This window comes from Stenotrophomonas sp. CFBP 13725, assembly GCF_014841935.1.
Taxonomy (GTDB): Bacteria; Pseudomonadota; Gammaproteobacteria; order Xanthomonadales; family Xanthomonadaceae; genus Stenotrophomonas.
This window is the reverse complement of the sequence record NZ_JACYUV010000007.1, coordinates 1-20,676: the sequence shown is the minus strand read 5'-3', so window position 1 is coordinate 20,676 and position 20,676 is coordinate 1. Positions and strand designations below refer to the sequence as shown.

19 protein-coding genes are annotated in these 20,676 nt (G+C 66.9%); 13 read left to right on the top strand and 6 right to left on the bottom strand.

Annotated elements, in window-relative coordinates; all coding sequences use genetic code 11:
• Positions 1-38: 38 nt before the first annotated feature.
• The 4 genes from IFT65_RS13095 to IFT65_RS13080 all read right to left on the bottom strand — a co-directional run bounded on the left by IFT65_RS13095 (position 39) and on the right by IFT65_RS13080 (position 3,129).
• Positions 39-392: a DUF1294 domain-containing protein gene (locus IFT65_RS13095; RefSeq protein ID WP_192081911.1), complete on the bottom strand. Its 354-nt coding sequence runs from the start codon at positions 390-392 to the stop codon at positions 39-41.
• Between the two features lie 53 nt (positions 393-445).
• Positions 446-1,558: a homoserine O-acetyltransferase gene (locus IFT65_RS13090; protein WP_192081806.1), complete on the bottom strand. Its 1,113-nt coding sequence runs from the start codon at positions 1,556-1,558 to the stop codon at positions 446-448.
• 81 nt (positions 1,559-1,639) lie between these two features.
• On the bottom strand, positions 1,640-2,482 hold the full coding sequence (asd, locus tag IFT65_RS13085) for an archaetidylserine decarboxylase (RefSeq protein WP_192081805.1): 843 nt from the start codon (positions 2,480-2,482) through the stop codon (positions 1,640-1,642).
• A complete protein-coding gene (locus IFT65_RS13080) occupies positions 2,479-3,129 on the bottom strand; it encodes an SCO family protein (RefSeq protein ID WP_188326735.1) in 651 nt (216 codons plus the stop codon). Before IFT65_RS13080 ends, asd begins: the two co-directional genes overlap by 4 nt.
• A gap of 127 nt (positions 3,130-3,256) precedes the next feature.
• On the opposite strand from IFT65_RS13080, the gene prmB reads away from it, so the two are divergent.
• The 8 genes from prmB (at position 3,257) to IFT65_RS13040 (ending at position 11,307) form a co-directional block, all read left to right on the top strand.
• Positions 3,257-4,186, top strand: a complete 930-nt coding sequence (gene prmB / locus IFT65_RS13075) for a 50S ribosomal protein L3 N(5)-glutamine methyltransferase (RefSeq protein WP_192081804.1) — start codon at positions 3,257-3,259, stop codon at positions 4,184-4,186.
• Entirely contained in the window at positions 4,183-5,286 is a 1,104-nt protein-coding gene (aroC, locus tag IFT65_RS13070) for a chorismate synthase (RefSeq protein WP_192081803.1), read from the top strand. Before prmB ends, aroC begins: the two co-directional genes overlap by 4 nt.
• A complete protein-coding gene (locus tag IFT65_RS13065; protein ID WP_192081802.1) occupies positions 5,279-6,316 on the top strand; it encodes a D-glycerate dehydrogenase in 1,038 nt (345 codons plus the stop codon). Before aroC ends, IFT65_RS13065 begins: the two co-directional genes overlap by 8 nt.
• 82 nt (positions 6,317-6,398) lie before the next feature.
• Positions 6,399-7,427 (top strand): aspartate-semialdehyde dehydrogenase, encoded by a 1,029-nt coding sequence (locus IFT65_RS13060; RefSeq protein WP_192081801.1) that lies wholly within the window; start codon positions 6,399-6,401, stop codon positions 7,425-7,427.
• Positions 7,428-7,529: 102 nt separating this feature from the next.
• Positions 7,530-9,437 (top strand): FimV/HubP family polar landmark protein, encoded by a 1,908-nt coding sequence (locus tag IFT65_RS13055; RefSeq protein ID WP_192081800.1) that lies wholly within the window; start codon positions 7,530-7,532, stop codon positions 9,435-9,437.
• A 31-nt stretch (positions 9,438-9,468) separates the two neighbouring features.
• Positions 9,469-9,831, top strand: a complete 363-nt coding sequence (locus IFT65_RS13050; protein WP_192081799.1) for a VOC family protein — start codon at positions 9,469-9,471, stop codon at positions 9,829-9,831.
• A gap of 52 nt (positions 9,832-9,883) precedes the next feature.
• Entirely contained in the window at positions 9,884-10,654 is a 771-nt protein-coding gene (gene truA, locus IFT65_RS13045; RefSeq protein WP_192081798.1) for a tRNA pseudouridine(38-40) synthase TruA, read from the top strand.
• Complete coding sequence (locus IFT65_RS13040) at positions 10,651-11,307, top strand: phosphoribosylanthranilate isomerase (RefSeq protein WP_192081797.1); 657 nt, start codon at positions 10,651-10,653, stop codon at positions 11,305-11,307. The genes truA and IFT65_RS13040 overlap by 4 nt, the downstream gene beginning before the upstream one ends.
• 138 nt (positions 11,308-11,445) lie before the next feature.
• On the opposite strand, the gene IFT65_RS13035 is transcribed toward IFT65_RS13040, so the two are convergent.
• Positions 11,446-12,342: a LysR family transcriptional regulator gene (locus tag IFT65_RS13035; RefSeq protein ID WP_192081796.1), complete on the bottom strand. Its 897-nt coding sequence runs from the start codon at positions 12,340-12,342 to the stop codon at positions 11,446-11,448.
• Positions 12,343-12,437: 95 nt separating this feature from the next.
• Between IFT65_RS13035 and trpB the strand changes: the two genes are divergently transcribed.
• From trpB to glmM, 4 genes are all read left to right on the top strand, one after another.
• Positions 12,438-13,655, top strand: a complete 1,218-nt coding sequence (gene trpB, locus IFT65_RS13030) for a tryptophan synthase subunit beta (protein WP_188326745.1) — start codon at positions 12,438-12,440, stop codon at positions 13,653-13,655.
• Positions 13,656-13,854: 199 nt separating this feature from the next.
• Positions 13,855-14,664, top strand: a complete 810-nt coding sequence (trpA, locus tag IFT65_RS13025) for a tryptophan synthase subunit alpha (protein ID WP_192081795.1) — start codon at positions 13,855-13,857, stop codon at positions 14,662-14,664.
• A 325-nt stretch (positions 14,665-14,989) separates the two neighbouring features.
• Entirely contained in the window at positions 14,990-15,871 is an 882-nt protein-coding gene (accD, locus tag IFT65_RS13020; RefSeq protein WP_188326747.1) for an acetyl-CoA carboxylase, carboxyltransferase subunit beta, read from the top strand.
• A complete protein-coding gene (glmM, locus tag IFT65_RS13015) occupies positions 15,871-17,235 on the top strand; it encodes a phosphoglucosamine mutase (protein WP_192081794.1) in 1,365 nt (454 codons plus the stop codon). Before accD ends, glmM begins: the two co-directional genes overlap by 1 nt.
• Positions 17,236-17,530: 295 nt before the next feature.
• Here the strand turns inward: glmM and IFT65_RS13010 are convergent, their stop codons facing one another.
• The gene (locus IFT65_RS13010; protein WP_192081793.1) at positions 17,531-19,390 is read right to left on the bottom strand and encodes a sulfatase-like hydrolase/transferase; all 1,860 of its coding nucleotides are present in this window, start codon (positions 19,388-19,390) and stop codon (positions 17,531-17,533) included.
• A gap of 179 nt (positions 19,391-19,569) precedes the next feature.
• Here IFT65_RS13010 and IFT65_RS13005 point away from each other — a divergent pair, with 179 nt between their 5' ends.
• Entirely contained in the window at positions 19,570-20,505 is a 936-nt protein-coding gene (locus tag IFT65_RS13005; protein WP_342365890.1) for a 2-oxoglutarate and iron-dependent oxygenase domain-containing protein, read from the top strand.
• Positions 20,506-20,676: the final 171 nt, after the last annotated feature.

Below are 20,676 nucleotides of genomic sequence, written 5' to 3'. Positions count from 1 at the left end.
CGGTATCCGCCGTTACGCTTTTTGCTCCGCGCACTGCTTCAGGTGTATTGGCCAGCAGCGCGCAGCAGCACCGCGACCGAGGCTACGTTGGCCACCACACACACCCAGAACACCTGCTGGAAACTGGCCTTGCGGCTCTTGTGGCGCAGCAGTGACTGCGCGAACAGGGCGCCGGGCCAGCCGCCGGCAAGCGCCAGCATCTGCAGGGTGCGCTCAGGCGTGCGTCGTTGCGTGGCGCGCATGGCGGCACGTTTGTCACGCCAGTACAGACCGAATGTCCACAGGCTTGCGATGAGCAGCCACACCGCCAGCCATCCCGGCAGCCAGCCCACGACCGTGCAGGCCAGCAGTCCACCGGCCACGCACAGCGCCAGCGCGGTACGGGGCGACAGGCGCGGTTCGGGGCGCGGTGCGACAGGCCGACGGCGGGGCGCGGGACGGCGGCTCACAGTGCGTCGAGGAATTCGCGCACGGGGGGGGCAAAGCGCTCGAAATCGACGAGGAACGCGTCGTGGCCCTGCGGTGAATCCAGCCCGATGAAGCGTGCCCGGGCACCGCCTGCCCGCAGCCCGTCCGCGATCTGCTGCTGTTGCTGCACCGGGAACAGGATGTCCGTGTTCGCCCCGATGGCCAACGCCTGTTCCACCTTGATCGAAGACAGGCCGGCCAGCACGTCGCCGTCACCTTCGTCGGCCAGATCGAACCAGTCCATGGACCTGCTGAGATACAGATAGCAGTTCGGATCGAAGAAGCGCACAAAGCGTCGCGCGTGGCCTTCGAGGTAACTCTCGACCTGGAACTCAAGGCCGAACGGGTCGTCGTCGGCCTGATCGGAGTCCAGTCGCACGCGACCGAAACGCCCGTCCCATTCCAGCGCCGAGCGATAGGTGATCACGCCCAGCTTGCGTGCCATGCGCATACCCGATTCCGGGTAATGCGCGTCGTCGTAGTCTCCGTTGTTCCATTGCGGATCCAGCCTGATGGCTTCGCGCTGCAAGGATCGGATGGCGATGGAGAACGGTAGTGCCTGTGCACTGCCCGAGATGTTGATGTGGCTGCGTGCGATGCCGGGGTGCACCATCAGCAGCGCCAGCGCGGTCATGCCGCCCATCGAGTTGCCGATCACGCAGGCCAGTTGCTGCACACCCAGTGCGCGCACCACCTCCACCGACGCACGTGCTCCGTCTTCCACCGACAGTTCCGGGAACGTAAGACGGTAACGCTCACCGGTTTCAGGGTTGATGCTGGCAGGGCCGGTTGAGCCTTTGCAGCTGCCCAGCGAGTTCACGCAGATCACGAACCAGCGGTCGGTGTCGATCGCCTTGCCGGGACCGACCATGGCCTCCCACCAACCCGGGGCCGGATTGGCTGCGTTGGATGCGGCATGCGCGTCCGGCGACAGCCCAGTGACGATCAGGATCGCATTGCCGGCGTCGGCATCCAGCGTTCCCCACGTTTCGAACGCAACACGCGCGCCGTGCAGGGCGCCGCCGCGCTTGAACGCAAACGGGGAGGGGAGGGCGTGGAAGCGGGTGCCGGGCGGGATGAATTCAGTCATGGCGGCATTCTAGCCGCTGCGCTTGCCGAGCATGGCTCGGCGCTACCAGGTGCCAGGCGGGCGCAGCGGCACGCCCCTCGATCAGCGCAGCGTGGCCAGCGCCTGTCCCAGCTGCACGGCATGCTCGGCATCCAGGTGCGCGGCGAAGTCCGCCACGCCCGGGGGCAGCAGCACGATCACCGTGGAGCCGTAATTGAAGCGCGCCATTTCGGCGAAGCGGTCCAGCACGATACCGCGGCCACGATAATCCTTGCGCGTGATGCGATCGCCGTAGTGGGGGATCTCCTCGCCACTCCAGACCGTCTCCACGCCGGACACCAGCAACGCGCCGACCATCACGCTGACCATCGGGCCGAATGACGTGTCGAAATGGCAGACCAGCCGCTCGTTACGGGCGAACAGGCCGGGCACCTTGTTGACCGCGGCCGGGCCCACGCTGAACAAGCGGCCGGGCACATGCACGGTCTCACGCAGCGTGCCGGTCCACGGCATGTGCACCCGGTGGTAATCCTTGGGTGACAGGTACACCGTGGCAAACAGACCCTCGTTGAACGGCTTGGCATCCGCTTCGCTGCCCAGCAGTTCGGCGGCGGTGAATGAATGGCCTTTGGCCTGGAAAATCCGACCGGCGTCGATGCGGCCCAGCTGGCTGATGCGGCCATCGGCGGGCATCACCAGGCTGCGCGGATCGGCATCGGCCACGCGCGCGCCGGGCTTCAATGCACGGGTGAAGAACTGGTTGAAGGTGGGATAGCTGCGCGGGTCGGGGTTGGCCGCCTCGTCCAGGTTCACGCCGAACTTCGCCGTCACCGTGTCGATCAGCCACTGCGATACACGCGGATTGTCCGAGTACGCCAGCGAACGCGCCATCGAGGACAGCAGGCGGTGCGGCAGGGCGTAGCTCAGGGTGGTCATCAGGCTCATGGGGCGGATTTCTCGGTCAGCTTCTGCAGGTCGCGGGCCATGGCCGGCGCGTTGAACGGGGGACGGATGATGCCGGCAAGGCGGCCTTCGGGATCCAGCACCGCCAGGGTGGCCGAATGCTCGACCGAGTAATCTTCCGGGTTCTCGTCGAAATGCGTCCCCGGCACCTTCTGGAACACGAACCCCAGGGCGGTGGCGAACTTCTCCAGCGACGGCACGTCGCCGGTGGCGGCCAAGGTGTCCTTGTGGAAGGCATGGACGTACTCGCCCAGACGGGTGGCGCTGTCGCGTTCCGGGTCGACCGACACGAACAACACGCGCGGGCGCAGGCTCTCCGGCACGGTCTCCCACTGCTTCTGCGCACCGGCCAGCTCGGCCAGCGTGGTCGGGCACACATCGGGGCAGAAGGTGAAGCCCAGGAACACCAGGGTCCAGTGACCTTTCAGCTCGCCGGGGATCAGGCGGGTGCCATCGGATTGGGCGAGGTTGAAGTCAGGCAGCGGGCGGGGTTGCGGGTAGAACGTGATCGATTCGGTGGCCGGCAGCCCGCTGGGGGCCTTCGGCGCGAAGACCTTCTGCGCCACGAGCAGGCCGAGACCGGCTGCCAGGGCGATCAGCAGGATGATGCCGACGTTGCGGTTGAACATGAGGGCCTGCGCTGCCGAGGGATCGGCCCCCATCATAACGGCTGTACGGTGGCGGTTTCCCCTGCAACGGATGCCGAGGCAGGCGCCAGCCCCTATAATCGGGGGCCAATTTCCCCGTCGTACCGCCATGACTGCCGAAACGGCCGCCGAACTCCACACGATCATCGACCTGATCCGCTACGGCACCAGCCGTTTCAATGCTGCTGGCCTGACCTTCGGGCACAGCTACGACAATGCCCTGGACGAGGCGACCCAGCTGGTGCTGCACAGCCTGCACCTGCCGCACGACCTCGGCCCTGCCTATGGCCAGGCCCGCCTGCTGCAGTCGGAGAAGCAGCAGGTGCTGGAACTGTTCCAGCGCCGCATCGATGAGCGCATCCCGGCCGCCTACCTGACCGGTGAGGCATGGTTTGCCGGGCTGAGCTTCAAGAGCGACGCCCGTGCCCTGGTGCCGCGTTCGCCGATCGCCGAACTGATCGAAACCGGCTTCGAGCCTTGGCTGGCCGGCCGCCACGTGCAGCGCGCGCTGGATCTGTGCACCGGCTCGGGCTGCATCGCCATTGCCATGGGCCACTACTACCCGAACTGGGAAGTGGACGGCGTGGACCTGAGCGATGACGCGTTGAGTCTGGCGCATGAGAACAAGGACCGCCTGCAGGCGCACAACGTGACCCTGCTGAAGTCGGACCTGTTCAATGGCCTCGGCGGGCGCCACTACGACCTGATCGTGACCAATCCGCCGTATGTCACCAACGACGAGACCGATGCGCTGCCGCAGGAGTATTCGTACGAGCCGGACATGGGCCTGCGTGCCGGCGACGACGGCCTGGACCTGGTGCTGAAGATCCTGCGTGATGCGCCGCTGCACCTCAGCGAAGATGGCCTGCTGATCTGCGAAGTGGGCGAATCCGAACAGCACCTGATCAAGCTGCTGCCGGAAGTGGATTTCGCCTGGGTGGAGTTCAAGGTCGGCCAGATGGGCATCTTCGCGGTGGAATGCCGCGACCTGATCGCCCACAGCGCCCGCATCACCGAACTGGCGGCGCAGCGACCGTGAGCTCCAATTCGTTCGGCAAGCTGTTCACCGTCACCACCTTCGGCGAGTCGCACGGTCCGGCCATCGGCTGCGTGATCGATGGCTGTCCGCCGGGACTGGCGCTGGATGCAGCCGAGTTCACGCATGACCTGCAGCGTCGGGCCACCGGTAAAAGCCGGCACACCTCGGCGCGGCGCGAAGCTGACGAGGTGGAGATCCTGTCCGGGGTGTACGAGGGGCTGACCACCGGCACGCCGATCGCCCTGCTGATCCGCAACACCGACCAGCGCAGCAAGGATTACACCGCCATCGGCCAGCAGTTCCGTCCGGGGCACGCCGATTACAGTTATTGGCACAAATACGGGATCCGCGATCCGCGCGGTGGCGGGCGCTCTTCGGCGCGCGAAACCACCATGCGCGTGGCCGCTGGCGTGGTCGCCAAGAAGTGGCTGGGCGAGCGCTTCGGCGTGACCGTGCGCGGCTACCTGTCGCAGCTGGGCAGCATCACCCCGCGTGGGTTCGACTGGTCGGCGGTGGAAGACAATCCGTTCTTCTGGCCCGATGCCGCCCAGGTGCCGGAACTGGAAAGCTACATGGATGCTCTGCGCAAATCCGGTGACTCGGTAGGTGCGCGGGTAGACGTGGTGGCCGACAACGTGCCGCCGGGTTGGGGCGAGCCGATCTACGGCAAGCTCGATGGCGAACTGGCCTCCGCGCTGATGAGCATCAACGCGGTGAAGGGCGTGGAGATCGGTGACGGCTTCGCCAGCGCCGCACAGAAGGGCACCGAGCACCGCGACCTGCTGACCCCGGAGGGCTTTGCCAGCAATCATGCCGGCGGGATCCTGGGTGGCATCTCCACCGGCCAGCCGGTAACGGCCTCGATCGTGCTCAAGCCGACCTCCAGCCTGCGCCTGCCCGGTGCGTCGCTCGACAGCGAAGGCAACATCATTGAAGTCGTCACCGTCGGTCGCCACGACCCGTGCGTCGGTATCCGTGCCGCACCGATCGCCGAGGCGATGATGGCCATGGTGCTGATGGACCAGGCCTTGCGTCACCGTGCGCAGTGTGGCGATGTCGGCAGCATCACCCCGCGCATTCCGGGCATGATCGATGGCTGAGCCGCGGCCGCGCGTCTGGGTCAGCCAACCGCTCATCGATGCGGTGATCGAGCCCCTGCGCGCGCAGGTCGAGCTGATCACCACCGATGAGGTCACCGCCTGGACGGCGGAACAGCTGGCTGCGCGTCTGTCCGACGTGGACGGTGCGATCATCACGCTCAACGAGCGGGTGGGGGCGGCGCAGGTCGCCGGTGCCACGCGGTTGCAGGTGATCGCCAATGTCGGCGTGGGCTACAACAACCTGGATGTCGAGGCGCTGAGCGCTGCCGGTATCGTCGCCAGCAATACCCCGGACGTACTGACCGAAACCACGGCGGACCTGGGTTTTGCGTTGCTGATGGCAGCGGCGCGCCGGATCACCGAATCCGAGCGCTGGCTGCGCGAGGGCCAGTGGGGCCAGTGGTCGTTCCAGACCATGCTCGGCGCCGATATCCATGGCAGCACGCTGGGCATCCTCGGCATGGGCCGCATCGGCCAAGGCATCGCGCGCCGCGGTGCACACGGCTTCGGCATGCGCGTGCTGTACCACAACCGATCGCGGTTGCCGGAAGCGGCCGAAGGCGAGGTGGGGGCGCAGTACGCCGACTTCGATACGCTGCTGGCGCAGAGCGATCATCTTGTTCTGGTCCTGCCGTATACCGCTTCCTCGCACCACATCATCGATGCAGCGGCATTGGCGAAAATGAAACCGACCGCGACGCTGGTGAACATCGCCCGCGGTGGCATCGTCGACGAGCTGGCGCTCGCCGATGCGCTGGCCACTGGCCGCCTGGCCGCAGCCGGCCTGGACGTATACGAAGGCGAGCCGGCCGTGCGCCCGGAGCTGCTGGCGCTGCACAACATCGTGCTGACGCCGCATATCGGCAGTGCCTCGCTGGCCACGCGCAAGGCGATGGTGCAGCTGGCGGCGGACAACCTGCTGGCCGCGCTCAATGTGGACGGCGCAGCGGCCCGCATGCCCAGCGCGATCAACGCAGAGGCCGCCTTCGCGGCGCGCACTGCCTCGGGCGACAAAAGCAAAAAACGATAGGGAGCCTCCGCGCCTGCACGAGGAGGTTCCCCGAACCCTGCCGCATTGCGTGAATTCCCCCTTTTTTGTCGAGAAACATCCCATGAGTACCGAACCACGTTCCTTCCATGTCGCCGTCGTGGGTGCCACCGGCGCCGTCGGTGAGGCGATGCTGTCCATCCTGGCCGAGCGCAATTTTCCGATCGCCAGCCTGAGCCTGGTTGCCTCGTCGCGCTCGGCGGGCGGCGAAGTGGAGTTCAACGGCCAGAAGCACACCATCAAGGACCTGGCCGACTTCGATCCGAGGGGCGTGGACATCGCGCTGTTCTCCGCAGGCGGCAGCGTGTCCAAGGAATATGGCCCGAAGTTCGCCGCCGCGGGTGCGGTGGTGATCGACAACTCATCGGCGTTCCGCTACGACGACGACGTGCCGCTGGTGGTGTCGGAGGTCAACCCGGAGCAGGTGGCCAACCGCCCGCGCGGGATCATCGCCAACCCGAACTGCTCGACCATGCAGATGCTGGTGGCACTGGCCCCGCTGCACCGCCGATACGGCATCGAGCGCATCAACGTGGCGACCTACCAGTCGGTGTCCGGCGGCGGTCGTTCTGCGCTGGAGGAGCTCGGCAAGCAGACCGGCCAGCTGCTGAGCTTCCAGGAAATCGACCCGCAGCGCTTCCCCGTGCAGATCGCCTTCAACCTGATCCCGCAGATCGACGATTTCCTTGAGAACGGCTTCACCAAGGAAGAAATGAAGCTGGTCTGGGAGACCCGCAAGATCCTCGGTGACGACAGCATCATGGTCAATCCGACCGCCGTTCGCGTGCCGGTGTTCTACGGCCACTCTGAAGCAGTGGCGATTGAAACCCGCGACAAGGTCACGGCCGAGGCCGCACGCGAGCTGCTGTCGCAGTCGCCGGGCGTGGAAGTGGTGGACCGACGCGAAGCCGGTGGCTATCCGACACCGGTGACCCATGCGTCGGGTACCGATGCGGTGTATGTCGGTCGCATCCGCGAAGACATCTCGCATCCGCGTGGCCTCAACCTGTGGATCGTGTCGGACAACATCCGCAAGGGCGCCGCGCTCAACGCCGTGCAGATTGCCGAACTGGTTGCCGCCGAAGCGCGTTGATCCGGGGGCCGGGTGCCGGCTGCACAGGGCCCGGCCTGGCCGATAGGGAGCGCCGGACCCTGTGCTATCGGTAAGTGGCGGCCAACCGGTATATTGGCCGCCATGAACAAAGGGGCCCGCGGCGTTATTCGACCGCTCACGTATCTGACGACCCTGCTGCTGGCGCTTGCCAGCAGCTCGGCCATGGCCTTGGGGCTGGGTGACATCCGGGTGCTGTCCAAGCCAGGGCAGCCCCTGCTGGCCGAGATCCCGGTGATTTCCGCCGATCCTTCCGAGCTGCAGAACCTGCGCGTAGGACTGGCCTCGCCGGTAACCTTCGAACGGGTGGGACTGCAGCGTCCCTCCGGGCTGGTCAGCGAACTGCAGTTCGAACTCAGCCGCAATGCGCAGGGAAGGGCGGTGGTGCGTGTCACCTCGTCCTCTCCGGTGGAGACGCCGGCGCTGGCCTTCCTGATCGAGGCGGATTGGGGGCAGGGCAGGCTGGTGCGCGAGTACTCCGCCCTGATGGATGCGCCGACCAGTGCCATGGCCGTCAGCGAACCGGAAATCATCGCGCCGGCCGGGGCGATGTCCAATGCCATCATCCGTGAAGCACAGGCACCGTCCGTGCCCGCAGCCAGCGATCGTGCTCCGATGCCGGCGGCTCAGTCCACGTCCGCAGCCGCCGCGCCACGCGCAGAGCGCGCGGCCGCAGCTGCGGAGGGCGCTGCAGTACAGCGGGGCCAGACGTTGTCCGGGATCGCGCAGGCCGTGGCCTCCAGCCAGCAGATCAGTCGCGAACGGGCGATGATTGCCCTGCTGCGCGCCAATCCAGACGCGTTCATCCGCGGCAACATCAACCTGCTCAAGCAGGGGGCGGTGCTGCGCATGCCCGATGCGGCAGCGCTTGCTGCCGTGGATGGCAACGAAGCCGCTGCAATGGTGCGCGAGCATGCCGCGCAGTGGCGCCAGGCCCGTGCTGTTCCGCAGCCGGCCGCCGTTGTAGCCGCCGTGCAGGGGCCTGCCACCGCAACGCCTGCAGTGGCCGCATCGGACAGCGGCGCCCGTCTTGAAATCGCTCCGGCGGTGGCGGCTGCGGCCGCCACGGCGGGCTCAACCACCGGCACCGGTGATGGCAACGAGGGTGACATGCTCGGCAACGAACAGCTGCGTCAGGCCAGGGAAGACGTCGCCACGCGCGATGCCGAAATCGATGAACTCAAGCAACGGGTCGCGGAGCTGGAGAAGCTGCGGACCGATCAGCAGACGCTGGTGCAGATCAAGGACAGCCAGCTGGCCGCGGCCGAACAGCGCCTTGGCCAGGCGCCGCCGCCGGTGCAGGAAGCGGGCGGCCCGTGGTACTGGCTGGGTTTACCCCTTCTGCTGCTGGCCGGCGCAGCCTGGTGGCTTGCCCGGCGCCGCAAGCCGTCGCCGTTGCCGCCGTTGCGACGCGATGACCATGATGACAGTGCGCTGGCGACCAGTCTTCCCGCCGGTGCCGGACTGGACGTACTGGCCGAGCGTGAGGGCTGGAACGACGATGACCTGCACGCGGCGCCCGCGTCGGACGATGCGGGCCCGATGGCAGTGGACGCTGCTGCGGCGCCGCCTGCCGTAGCGACGCTGTCCCCACTGGGGCATGACCCGGCCACGCCGGCCGATGCCTTGTCGCAAGGGGAAGATGTCGGGTCGTCTGTGGTCGCGGTGGACAACGTCGTGGCCGATGCCGGCCCCGATCCGGTGCCTGCCTATGCCCGTCAGGCGGAGCAGCAGGACGACTTCCGCGGTGTGTTCGAGCTGCCGGCAGACGACGTGCACTCCGCGCCCGCGTCTGTCGATGCACCCGTGGCACACGAGACTCCGGCATCGTCGACATCGCACGCCGCGGGCCATGACCGCCTTGAGCTGGCCATCGCCTATCTCGACTTGGGTGATGCGCAGACCGCGCGCGCGTTGCTGGAGGAGGTCGCCGCTGCAGACGATCCGCACCTCCGTGCGCAGGCACGTGAACTGTTGGCCCGCCTGGGTTGATCCATCAGCAAGGACAAACGGAGTTCCCGACATGCACCACGACAATCGCATCGATTATGTCGAGTTCGCCTCGCACGATCCTGCTTCCAGCCGTCGTTTCTTCGAGACGGTATTCGGCTGGACGTTCCAGGACTATGGCCCTGATTACACCGCCTTCGACGATGGTCGGTTGCAGGGGGGATTCTTCAGCGGAGAACCCGGCGGTTCGTCGACGGGGGCGCCCCTGCTGGTGCTGTATGCCGACGACCTGCAGCCAGTGATGGATGCCGTGGTGGCCGCTGGGGGGCACATCCTCAAGCCGGTTTTCTCATTCCCTGGCGGCAGCCGGTTCCAGTTCCGCGAGCCCGGTGGCAATGAACTTGCCGTGTGGTCCGAGCGCGACCCCGCCACGTAGGACGCGTCGGCCGCGTGCCTGCGCGCCCTTTTTCAGATACAGAGGTAGCACCATGCGTTACGCGCTAGGCGTCGAATATGACGGCAGCGGATTCAATGGCTGGCAGACGCTGGGTGATGCCGGTCCAAGCGTGCAGGCCAGCCTGGAAAAGGCCCTTTCCTCTGTTGCCGATGCGCCCGTGCGGGTCACCTGTGCCGGTCGAACCGATACCGGCGTGCACGGTCAATGCCAGGTGGTCCATTTCGATACCGAGGCCCAGAGGGACCCACGCGGCTGGGTGCTTGGCACCACCGCCCGCCTGCCGCATGCGATCGCAGTGCGCTGGTGTGTGCCGGTGGCGGATGATTTTCATGCCCGCTTCTCGGCGCGCGCGCGTCGTTACCGCTATCGCCTGCTGACCCGGCCGGTCCGTCCCGCGCTGCAACGGCAGACCCTGAGCTGGGATCGGCGTGCGATGGATGCGGCGTTGATGCACGAAGCCGGACAGGCGTTGCTGGGCGAGAACGACTTCAGCGCATTCCGCAGCACCCAGTGCGAGGCGCGGCATGCGCGTCGGTCCCTGCACGCGTTGGCAGTGACCCGGCATGAGGACATCATCGAAGTGTCGGTGCAGGCCAATGCATTCCTTCATCACATGGTCCGCAATATCGTGGGCTCGCTGATGCTGGTCGGCACCGGGGATCGGCCAGTGGAATGGATCGGCGAACTGCTGGCCGGCCGCAATCGTTCCGTGGCAGGACCGACGGCCCCACCGCAGGGTCTGGTGTTCCTGGGTCCGCTGTACCCCGATAACTGGCAACTGCCCGCCGAGGTCACTTTATGAGCCGTTCCTACTACCGCACCCGCATCAAGTTCTGTGGCATGACACGCGCCGGCGATGTGCGCCTGGCGGGCGAACTCGGCGTCGACGCGGTGGGTTTCATTTTCGCGCGCGAGAGCAAGCGCCGGGTCGCACCGGCGGAGGCACGCGCGATGCGGCAGGCCATCGCGCCGATGGTGGACGTGGTGGCGCTGTTCCGTGACAACACCCGCGAGGAGGTGCGCGAAGTATTGCGCACGGTGCGTCCGACGCTGCTGCAGTTCCATGGCGACGAAGACGAGAGTTTCTGCCGCGGCTTCAACATGCCGTACCTGAAAGCCATCGCGATGGGCGGGCGCGAGGACGTAAACGCGCGGACGCTGCAGCTGCGTTACCCCAGCGCGGCTGGCTTCCTGTTCGACAGCCACGCCCCCGGTGGTGGTGGTGGAACGGGCGTGGCGTTTGACTGGACACGCATTCCCAGCGGCCTGCATCGCCCCTTCCTGCTGGCCGGCGGGCTGACCCCGGACAACGTCTACGACGCGACGGTGGCGACCCTGCCGTGGGGCGTGGACGTGTCCAGCGGGATCGAATCCGAGCCGGGCATCAAGGACGGATACGCGATGCGCAAGTTCGTCGAAGAAGTCCGCCGCGCCGACTGCGCCAGCCTGGATTGAGTTTCCCGCGATACGCCCAGCGGCCGCATCGCATCACCCCGCCCCGGTAGCGCCGAGCCACGCTCGGCGAGCGCAGCGGCAGCGTCACCCCGCCTCGGTAGCGCCGAGCCGCGCTCGGCGAGCGCAGCGGCCCGGCATTCACGGCGTCCCTGCCAGTTGCCCCTTCAGCCACACCGCCAGCGCATCCACGCGCGCGTCCTCACGTCCCGTCGGGCGGGCCAGCACCCACATGCCGCCCGTGCCGGCGAATCCCCACGGGGCCAGCAAGCGTGAACTCGCCACGTCTTCGGCGACCAGCGGTTCCGGCGCAATCGCAACGCCCAAGCCTGCGACTGCGGCTTCCAGCAGGTAGTACAGATGCTCGAAACCCTGGCCAAGCTGGATGGCACGCGGATCAAGCCCCTGCGCCTCGGCCCATGCGGGCCACGCCTGCGGTCGTGACATCGTGTGCAGCACTGCTTCTGGCAGCAAGGCCGCAGGAGGCTGTCCCTGCAGCCGCTGTGCTGCCGGGTGGCCCGGGGATATCACCGCGCCCACGCGCTCCGCTGCGAGTTCGATGACCTGCCAGCCACTCGGCCACGGTGGCTCGGCCAGCAGCAACACCGCATCCAGTTGCGCCTGTTCCTCGCTGAAGCTGCCATCCAGGGCCGACCAGTGCACGTGCACTGCCGGCAGCGCGGCCTGCAGGCGTGGCAGCCGTGGAATCATCCAGCGCGCCAGCACACTGCTGCTGCAGCCCAGCACCAGCGCGGCCGCCCGGACGGGGCGGCGCACGGCGTCGACCGCCTCGTGCAGCCGGCCAAATGCCTCGCGGCAGGCCGCGTGCAGCACGTGTCCGGCATCGGTCAGCCGCAATCCGCGGCCCTCACGCTGGAACAGCACCGTCGCCACGTCCGCTTCCAGCAGCTTGATCTGTCGACTGACCGCGCCATGGGTGACGTGGAGCTCGTGGGCCGCGCGCCCGACGCCGCCGAGCCGCGCCGCGGCCTCGAAGGCGCGGAGGGCGTTGAGGGGAGGTAGCGGTCTACTGGTCATGTGAGAAATACTGACATGTCACGCCGGAAATATCGATATTCACCCGCTGGAGCGTGCGCTAGAGTATCCATCCACCTGCACCACCGGTTGCCGACATGTCGCTCCCCCCGATCACTGATTTCCACGCCTATCCCGATGCCCGCGGTCATTTCGGCCGTTACGGCGGCAGCTTCGTCGCTGAAACCCTGGTCGGCCCGCTGCAGGAGCTCGCGGCAGCCTACGATCTGGCACGCAAGGACCCGGCATTCATCGCCGAATACGACCATGACCTGGCGCACTACGTGGGGCGACCCAGCCCGATCTATCACGCACGCCGCCTCAGCGACCACGTTGGCGGTGCGCAGATCCTGCTCAAGCGCGAAGACCTGAACCATACCGGCGCGCACAAGATCAACAACACGGTCGGCCAGGCACTGCTCGCCTCGCGCATGGGCAAGAAGCGGATCATCGCCGAGACCGGTGCCGGCCAGCACGGTGTCGCCAGTGCAACGGTAGCCGCGCGGCTCGGACTGGAATGCGTGGTGTACATGGGCGCCACCGATATCGAGCGGCAGAAGATCAACGTCTATCGGATGAAGCTGCTCGGCGCGACGGTGATTCCGGTGACTTCCGGATCGGCGACGCTGAAGGACGCGCTCAACGAAGCGATGCGCGACTGGGTGACCAACGTGCAGGACACGTTCTACATCATCGGCACGGTGGCTGGCCCGGACCCGTATCCGCGCATGGTGCGCGATTTCAACGCCATCGTCGGCCGCGAAGCGCGTGAGCAGATGCTGCTGGAGTACGGCCGGCTTCCCGATGCGATCACCGCCTGCGTCGGCGGTGGCAGCAACGCCATCGGCCTGTTCCACGCCTTCCTCAACGATCCGCAGGTGCAGATCTTCGGCGCCGAAGCGGCCGGTGACGGCATTGAAAGCGGTCGCCACGCGGCCTCGATCGCCGCCGGTCGCCCGGGCGTTCTGCACGGCAACCGCACCTATGTGCTGTGCGACGACGATGGCCAGATCATCGAAACCCACTCGGTATCGGCAGGCCTGGATTACCCCGGGGTCGGGCCGGAGCACGCGTTCCTTGCAGACAGTGGCCGTGCCACCTACCTGGGCATCACCGATGACGAGGCGCTGGAGGCGTTCCATCTGCTGGCGCGTACCGAAGGCATCCTGGCCGCGCTGGAGTCCAGCCATGCGCTTGCGCAGGCGATGAAACTGGCCCGTGAGCGCCCGCGTGACCAGTTGGTGCTGTGCAACCTGTCCGGTCGCGGCGACAAGGACGTACACACCATCGCGGCACGTGACGGCCTGATCCTGTGAATCCCACGGTGTACCAAGGCCGTGCGGTGCTGCGGGGACCGGGCGCCATCCCACCGCGAACGACGAGAAGCTCACCCTGCAGCATCCGGGCTTGGACCTGATGCTGAGGTGGGAGTTGCACCGTGGAAACGTGGAAACGTGACCCGCATGTACTGGGGAACCAGTGACGCTGTTGAACTGATTGAAGGATGTGCCTGATATGCCTGTTTCTCGACTTGACGCCCGTTTCGAGTCCCTGCGCGCGCAGCAGCGCAAGGCGCTGATCCCGTTCATCACTGCCGGCGACCCGTCGCTGGAAGCGACCGTGCCGGTGATGCACGCGCTGGTGGCAGCGGGGGCCGACGTGATCGAGCTCGGCGTGCCGTTCTCCGATCCGATGGCGGACGGTCCCACCATCCAGCGCAGCTCGGAGCGGGCCCTGGCGCGTGGCGCCGGCCTGCGTTACGTGCTGCAGACGGTGGCGGCATTCCGTGAGCAGGATGCACGCACGCCGGTGGTACTGATGGGTTACCTCAATCCGGTGGAGATCCATGGTTACGCGCGATTCGCCACCGAAGCGGTCGCGGCGGGCGTGGATGGCGTCCTGCTGGTCGATCTGCCGCCGGAAGAGGCCGAAGAGGCGAACGTGGCATTTGATGCGGCGGGCCTGGCCCTGGTGCTGCTGGCGTCGCCGACCACCAGCACGGCCCGCGCCGAGACCCTGCTGGGCCTGGCACGTGGCTATCTGTACTACGTCAGCTTCGCCGGGGTGACCGGTGCCTCCGAGCGGCTTGACCACGATGCGGCGGGCACCCGTCTGGCGGCCCTGCGCGCGCGTGCAGGCGTGCCGGTGGTGGCCGGGTTCGGCATCAAAGACGCGGCCAGCGCAGCGGCGATGGCGCGACAGGCCGACGGCGTGGTCGTAGGCAGTGCCCTCGTGGCCGTGCTCGCCGAAGCCGATTCGATCGACGCCGCAGTACAGGCCGCGACCCGGTTCCTGGCACCGCTGCGCCAGGCCCTCGACGGCTGACCGTCCCGCACGCAGGTAGCGCCGAGCCACGCTCGGCGAGCGCAGCGTCCGGCTCCGCCCGGGTAGCGCCGAGCCACGCTCGGCGAGCGCAGCGGCCGCCTCCGCCCGGGTAGCGCCGAGCCACGCTCGGCGAGCGCAGCGGCCGCCTCCGCCCAGGTAGCACCGAGCCACGCTCGGCGAGCGCAGCGGCCGTCCAGCGTACGCAGCAGTAGGGTTTTTCACCCGCCCCATACGCCGTCGCAGGGGTGCACGGGCAGGGAAGGCCTGAGCTAGACTGTCGGCCTTTGCGGCCTTCGGGCCGCCCTGAACGGAAGTAGCATCCCGCATGAGTTGGCTCAGCAAGTTGATGCCGTCGGGCATCCGCACCGACAACGTCCCCAGCAAGAAGCGCAGCGTCCCCGAGGGCCTGTGGGAAAAGTGCAGCAGCTGCGGCAGCGCGCTGTACGGTCCCGAGCTGGAAGAGAACCTGGAAGTCTGCCCCAAGTGCGGCCATCACATGGCGATCCGCGCGCGCGCGCGCCTGGCGGCACTGTTCGATGCGGACAGCACCACCGAAATCGCCGCACGCCTTGGGCCGACCGATCTGCTGAAGTTCAAGGACCAGAAAAAGTACGCCGAGCGCATCAAGGTCGCGCAGAAGAACACCGGCGAGTACGACGCCCTGATCGCCATGCGCGGTCTGCTGAAGGGGCGCCCGTTGGTCGCGTCCTCGTTCGATTTCGCCTTCATGGGCGGCTCGATGGGCTCGGTGGTCGGTGAGCGTTTCGCGCTTGCCGCCGAAACCGCGCTGGAGATCGGCGCACCGTATGTCAGCTTCTCCGCGAGCGGTGGCGCACGCATGCAGGAAGGCCTGTTCTCACTGATGCAGATGGCGAAGACATCGGCCGCGCTGGGCAAGCTGCGCGAAGCCGGGCTCCCCTACATTTCAGTGCTCACCCATCCCACCACCGGTGGCGTCTCGGCATCGTTCGCGATGCTGGGTGACATCAACATCGCCGAGCCGCACGCACTGATCGGCTTTGCCGGTCCACGCGTGATCGAGCAGACCGTGCGCGAGAAACTGCCGGAAGGCTTCCAGCGCTCGGAGTTCCTGCTGGAGCATGGCGCCATCGACCAGATCTGCGATCGCCGCGAACTGCGCGACCGGCTGTCCGACCTGCTGGCGATGCTGCGCAGTGAACCGGCACCCGCAGTCGCCGAATCCTGATGGGCGCGCGCAAGTACTTCGGTACCGACGGCATCCGCGGTCGTGTCGGCCAAGGGGTGATTTCGGCGGATTTCGTGCTGCGGCTCGGCAACGCCTTCGGGCGCGTGCTGGTGGCCCAGCAGCGCAACGAGGGCCGCCGCCCGATCGTCGTGATCGGCAAAGACACCCGTATCTCCGGTTATATGTTTGAAGCGGCGCTGGAAGCTGGATTGGTTGCCGCCGGCGTGGACGTGCAGTTGCTGGGGCCGATGCCGACTCCGGCGGTGGCCTTCCTGACCCTGACCCTGGGTGCCGACGCAGGCATCGTCATCAGTGCGTCGCACAACCCGCACTATGACAACGGCATCAAGTTCTTCTCCGCGCAGGGCGAGAAACTCGACGACGCCACCGAGCTGGCGCTCGAGGCTGGCATCGACGAGCCGTTCAGCACGGCGGAGTCCGAAAAGCTTGGCAAGGCGATGCGCGCGCGCGAAGCGATCGGCCGCTACATCGAGTTCTGCAAGTCCAGCGTTCCGCGCAGTTTCGACCTACGTGGCATGCGCCTGGTGCTGGACTGCGCGCATGGCGCCACGTACCACATCGCACCGCTGCTGTTCCGCGAGCTGGGTGCGGAGGTGATCGCCATCGGCGCGGCGCCAGACGGGCTGAACATCAATGCCGGGGTGGGTTCTACGCACATCGACAGTCTGGCGGCCAAGGTCAGCGAGATGCGCGCGGATCTGGGCATCGCCTTTGATGGCGATGGCGACCGTGTGCTGATGGCCGACGACCAGGGCAACCCGGTTGATGGGGACGACCTGCTCTACATCCTGGCGCGCTCGTGGCAGGCCGAAGGCCGTCTTCGTGGCCCCGTGGTCGGCACGCTGATGACCAACTTCGGTCTCGAGCAGGCGCTGGAAAAACTGGCGATTCCGTTCATCCGCAGCAATGTGGGCGACCGCTACGTACACCAGGCGCTGACCGAACGTGGCGGTGTTCTGGGGGGCGAGGCGTCCGGCCACTTGCTGTGCCTGGACCGGGCGACTACCGGTGATGCGATCGTCAGTGCGCTGCAGGTGCTGGTAGCGCTGCGCCAAAGCGGGCAGACCCTCCGTGAGGCGCTGCAGCCGCTGGTCAAGGTGCCGCAGAAGACCGTCAACGTGCGCTTGGGCAATGTGTCCGCCAAGGCCACGGTGCAGGCGGCGAGCGTGCAGGATGCGCTCGCGCGTGCACAAGAGGCAGTCGCTGGTCGCGGCCGTGCCTTCCTGCGGCCCTCGGGCACTGAGCCGGTCGTCCGGGTAACGGTGGAAGCGGACGAAGCGGGGCTGATGCAGGACACGCTGGACCAGCTGTCCGCCGCGGTGCAGGCGGCCGCCGCCGCCTGACACAGGGCGTCGTCCGCGCCCGACCTTTCCCCGCTTCGGTAGAGCCGACTTCAGTCGGCTGGCGTTTGGCATTTCGGTAGAGCCGACTTCAGTCGGCTGGCCTTTGCCGCGGTGCCGGCTGAAGCCGGCACTACCAGGGCGTGGTTGGCGCGGTGCCGGCTGAAGCCGGCACTACCAGGGCGTGGTTCGCGCGGTGCCGGCTGAAGCCGGCACTACCAGGGCGTGGTTCGTGCGGTGCCGGCTGAAGCCGGCACTACCAGGCGATGCGGGCCACGGCGTGAATGCAATGGCTGCCTTAGTGACGGCGGAAACGCGTCAGCGCATCCCATGCTTCGCGCACGCTGGCCGTGTCGGGTTGCTGCACGGGTAGCGGCAGATAGTTCGCTCCCAGCGCGGTGGCATTGCCAAACTTGTCGAATACATAGATATCGTGGCCACGCCGGATGCCGCGCTGTGACCAGCTTTCCACCAGCAGCGAGCGCGTTCCCGGCGGTGCGGGGGCCAGCAGGTCCTGCCCCGTGCTGAAATCCTCCAGCGGATTCTCACACCCCAGCGCATGGCGCAGCACCGTAGGCACCCAGTCTTCATGCGAGCTCATGCGTGCGTCATGCGCTGCATCGCGCCCCGGCCAATGCAGCACGAACGGCACCTGCAACTGGTAGTCGGAGAAGTTGCCGTTGTGGCCCCAGTAGTTCAGGCCGAGATCGTTGAACTCTTCGGCGTGATCGCCGGTGACCAGCACGATCGTGTTCTCGTCCATGCCCGCATCGCGCAGGCCCTGCAGCAGTTCACCCAGCAGGCTGTCTGCGTAGTGCACTGCCGTGCGGTACCGATTACGTTCGGGCGTGGCGTCGTGGTCGTTGTCCAAGGCAAGGAAATCAATGTCCGGCGCCATCGGGCTGACCAGCGGCGGATAGTCTTTCGGCAGGTGATAGGGCGCGTGGGTGGCGTCCAGGAAGGCAAAGCCGAACCACGGCGCGCCGGGCGGGCTTGCCTTGATCTCCGCTTGCAACGTCTGCACCACATGGCGGTCCCGCTCGGCGACGGACAGTGCCGACGGCGCAGTCTGCAGCAGGTCTCGCACATCGGCAAAGGCGGTACGGTCGAACTCCGGGCTGTACAACGGTGCACTGCCATGGATGTGCAGCGCATACCCCTGTTGTTTCATCACCTGCAGCAGCAGCGAGCCACGCTGCTCGGCCAGCATCGGCTGCCAGTAGGCGCCGGGCAGGCCATACAGCAGGCCGAACAGGCCAAAGCGCGTGGCGTTGCCCGTGCTGTAGTGGTGGTCGAACACCTGCGAGCGCGCAGCCAGTGCCCAGGTGTTGGGCATCGTCTGCGGATCGAGCGCGTCGGCGCGCAGCGATTCCATCACGACCATCAAGATATTCGGGCGTTGATAGCTCTGGCAGCGCAGCGGCGCCAGCGGCCAGTCCAGCTCGCTGAATCGTGGGTCGGGCAGGGCACTGGCGCGCTGGAGCACGGGGACACCGAGTGCGCGCATCTGGCGCTTGGCCGTGATCGGCTGCGCCCACGGAATGTACGCCCACTGGCTGACCACCGCGCGTTCGCCCCGTGCATCGTAGTAGGCCGTTGCCAGCTGGCCGACGCCCATCACCAGGGCTGCCACCAGCAACGTGGCGGTCAGCACGCGCTGCGGCAGGCGGGCCGGCAGCAACCGCCAGCAGCTCCACGCAAGCAGGCCTTGCGCGATGAAGACCGCCATGAGCACGCCGGCCACCTGCAGCCAGTTCGTCCAGGACAGGCTGACCTGATCGTGCAGGGCACCGCCGAAGACCATGTTGAGCACCATGGCATTGAGGTGGAACCGGTAGAGCGCGAACACCTTCGCATCGACGAGCAGCAGGCACAGCCACAGGCCTTGGCAGACAACGGCAGCCACCGTCAGTGCGCGCGTGCGGCGCGGCCACAGTCCGATCAACAGGGCAGGCAGCATCGTCAGCGCGCCGAATGCGAGGAAATGGCCGGGCAGGGCGATAGCCAGGTAGGCCTTGCCGAGGGTTCCGCCCGGATTGGCGGACCACGGCGCGTAGGACGCCACGATGGCGATGGCGATCAGCGCGTTGAGGAGGGTGAACAGCGATGCCCAGGTCACTCGGGCGCGGCGTGTCACAGGGGGTGCGGAGGCGTCCATGTCGGTCGGGGGTATCGTGCTGAATCAGAGGGGGAGTCGACAGGCAGCGCATGCCGGGCGCGCGCATTGTATCGATTTGTATCCTCTGGTTGGCTGGCGGCAGGGGGCCGATCTGTCACAATGGCCAGCCGCGCCAGCGTCTCTGCGCGGACCGTTCAATTGCCAGCCAGGACATGTTCGTGAGCCAGATCCCCACCCTCGACATCACCCGTTTTGACAGCGACCGCGACGCCTTCGTGGCCGAGCTGGGCGCCGCGTACCGCCAGTGGGGCTTCGCCGGCATCCGCAATCACGGCATTCCGCAGGCCGAGATCGATGCGGCCTACGAGGTATTCAAAGCCTTCTTTGCCCTGCCCGACGAAACCAAGCGCCAGTACCACGTGGCCGGTGGCGGTGGTGCGCGGGGCTATACCCAGTTCGGCGTCGAGACGGCGAAGGGTTCGCAGCATTTCGATCTGAAGGAGTTCTGGCATATCGGCCGGGAGATTCCGGATGATTCACCGTACCGTGAGGTGATGCCGCCGAATCTGTGGCCGAGTGAAGTGCCGGGCTTCCGTGAGGCGGGCTATGGCCTGTACCAGGCGCTGGACCACCTCGGTTCGCGCGTGCTGTCCGCGCTCGCGCTGCACATTGGTCTGGCGGAGGACTTCTTTGCCGACAAGACCAACCAGGGCAACTCGATCCTGCGTCCGATCCATTACCCGCCGATCACGACCGACGACGTGCCGAACGTACGCGCCGGCGCGCATGGCGACATCAATTTCATCACCCTGCTGGTGGGTGCCAGTGCCGCCGGCCTGGAAGTGCAGTCGCACGATGGCAAGTGGGTGCCGTTTACGTCGGACGCGGACACCATCGTGGTCAACATCGGCGACATGCTGCAGCGGCTGACCAACCACGTGTATCCGTCGACGATCCACCGTGTGGTGAATCCGCCGGGTGATCTTGCGCGCCAGCCGCGGTACTCGGTGCCGTTCTTCCTGCACCCGAACCCGGATTATCTGATCGACGTGCTGCCCTCGTGCATCACCCCGGAGAATCCGAGCCGGTACCCGGAACCGATCACCGCCCACGGTTTCCTCGAAGAGCGCCTGCGCGAGATCAAGCTGAAGTAGTGGAGTGTCCGGCCTGCGGCCGGACCGCTTTAGGGCAACAGCAACGGCAACGGCAACCTCAGAAGCTGCAGGGCTGCTTGTTGGCGGGGCGGGGTGGGTTGGCGGGGGACGGCAAGGGCCGCATCCATGCGGGCCTCGTTTCGCGCCATCCATGGCGCTCAACGCCCCCGC

What these genes read in the sequence shown, in the direction of transcription:
- IFT65_RS13090 (WP_192081806.1), bottom strand. Translation starts at nt 1,558, where the DNA reads ATGACTGAATTCATCCCGCCCGGCACCCGCTTCCACGCCCTCCCCTCC.
- asd (WP_192081805.1), bottom strand. Translation starts at nt 2,482, where the DNA reads ATGAGCCTGATGACCACCCTGAGCTACGCCCTGCCGCACCGCCTGCTG.
- IFT65_RS13080 (WP_188326735.1), bottom strand. Translation starts at nt 3,129, where the DNA reads ATGTTCAACCGCAACGTCGGCATCATCCTGCTGATCGCCCTGGCAGCC.
- prmB (WP_192081804.1), top strand. Translation starts at nt 3,257, where the DNA reads ATGACTGCCGAAACGGCCGCCGAACTCCACACGATCATCGACCTGATC.
- IFT65_RS13065 (WP_192081802.1), top strand. Translation starts at nt 5,279, where the DNA reads ATGGCTGAGCCGCGGCCGCGCGTCTGGGTCAGCCAACCGCTCATCGAT.
- IFT65_RS13060 (WP_192081801.1), top strand. Translation starts at nt 6,399, where the DNA reads ATGAGTACCGAACCACGTTCCTTCCATGTCGCCGTCGTGGGTGCCACC.
- IFT65_RS13055 (WP_192081800.1), top strand. Translation starts at nt 7,530, where the DNA reads ATGAACAAAGGGGCCCGCGGCGTTATTCGACCGCTCACGTATCTGACG.
- IFT65_RS13050 (WP_192081799.1), top strand. Translation starts at nt 9,469, where the DNA reads ATGCACCACGACAATCGCATCGATTATGTCGAGTTCGCCTCGCACGAT.
- truA (WP_192081798.1), top strand. Translation starts at nt 9,884, where the DNA reads ATGCGTTACGCGCTAGGCGTCGAATATGACGGCAGCGGATTCAATGGC.
- IFT65_RS13040 (WP_192081797.1), top strand. Translation starts at nt 10,651, where the DNA reads ATGAGCCGTTCCTACTACCGCACCCGCATCAAGTTCTGTGGCATGACA.
- IFT65_RS13035 (WP_192081796.1), bottom strand. Translation starts at nt 12,342, where the DNA reads ATGACCAGTAGACCGCTACCTCCCCTCAACGCCCTCCGCGCCTTCGAG.
- trpB (WP_188326745.1), top strand. Translation starts at nt 12,438, where the DNA reads ATGTCGCTCCCCCCGATCACTGATTTCCACGCCTATCCCGATGCCCGC.
- trpA (WP_192081795.1), top strand. Translation starts at nt 13,855, where the DNA reads ATGCCTGTTTCTCGACTTGACGCCCGTTTCGAGTCCCTGCGCGCGCAG.
- accD (WP_188326747.1), top strand. Translation starts at nt 14,990, where the DNA reads ATGAGTTGGCTCAGCAAGTTGATGCCGTCGGGCATCCGCACCGACAAC.
- glmM (WP_192081794.1), top strand. Translation starts at nt 15,871, where the DNA reads ATGGGCGCGCGCAAGTACTTCGGTACCGACGGCATCCGCGGTCGTGTC.
- IFT65_RS13010 (WP_192081793.1), bottom strand. Translation starts at nt 19,390, where the DNA reads ATGGACGCCTCCGCACCCCCTGTGACACGCCGCGCCCGAGTGACCTGG.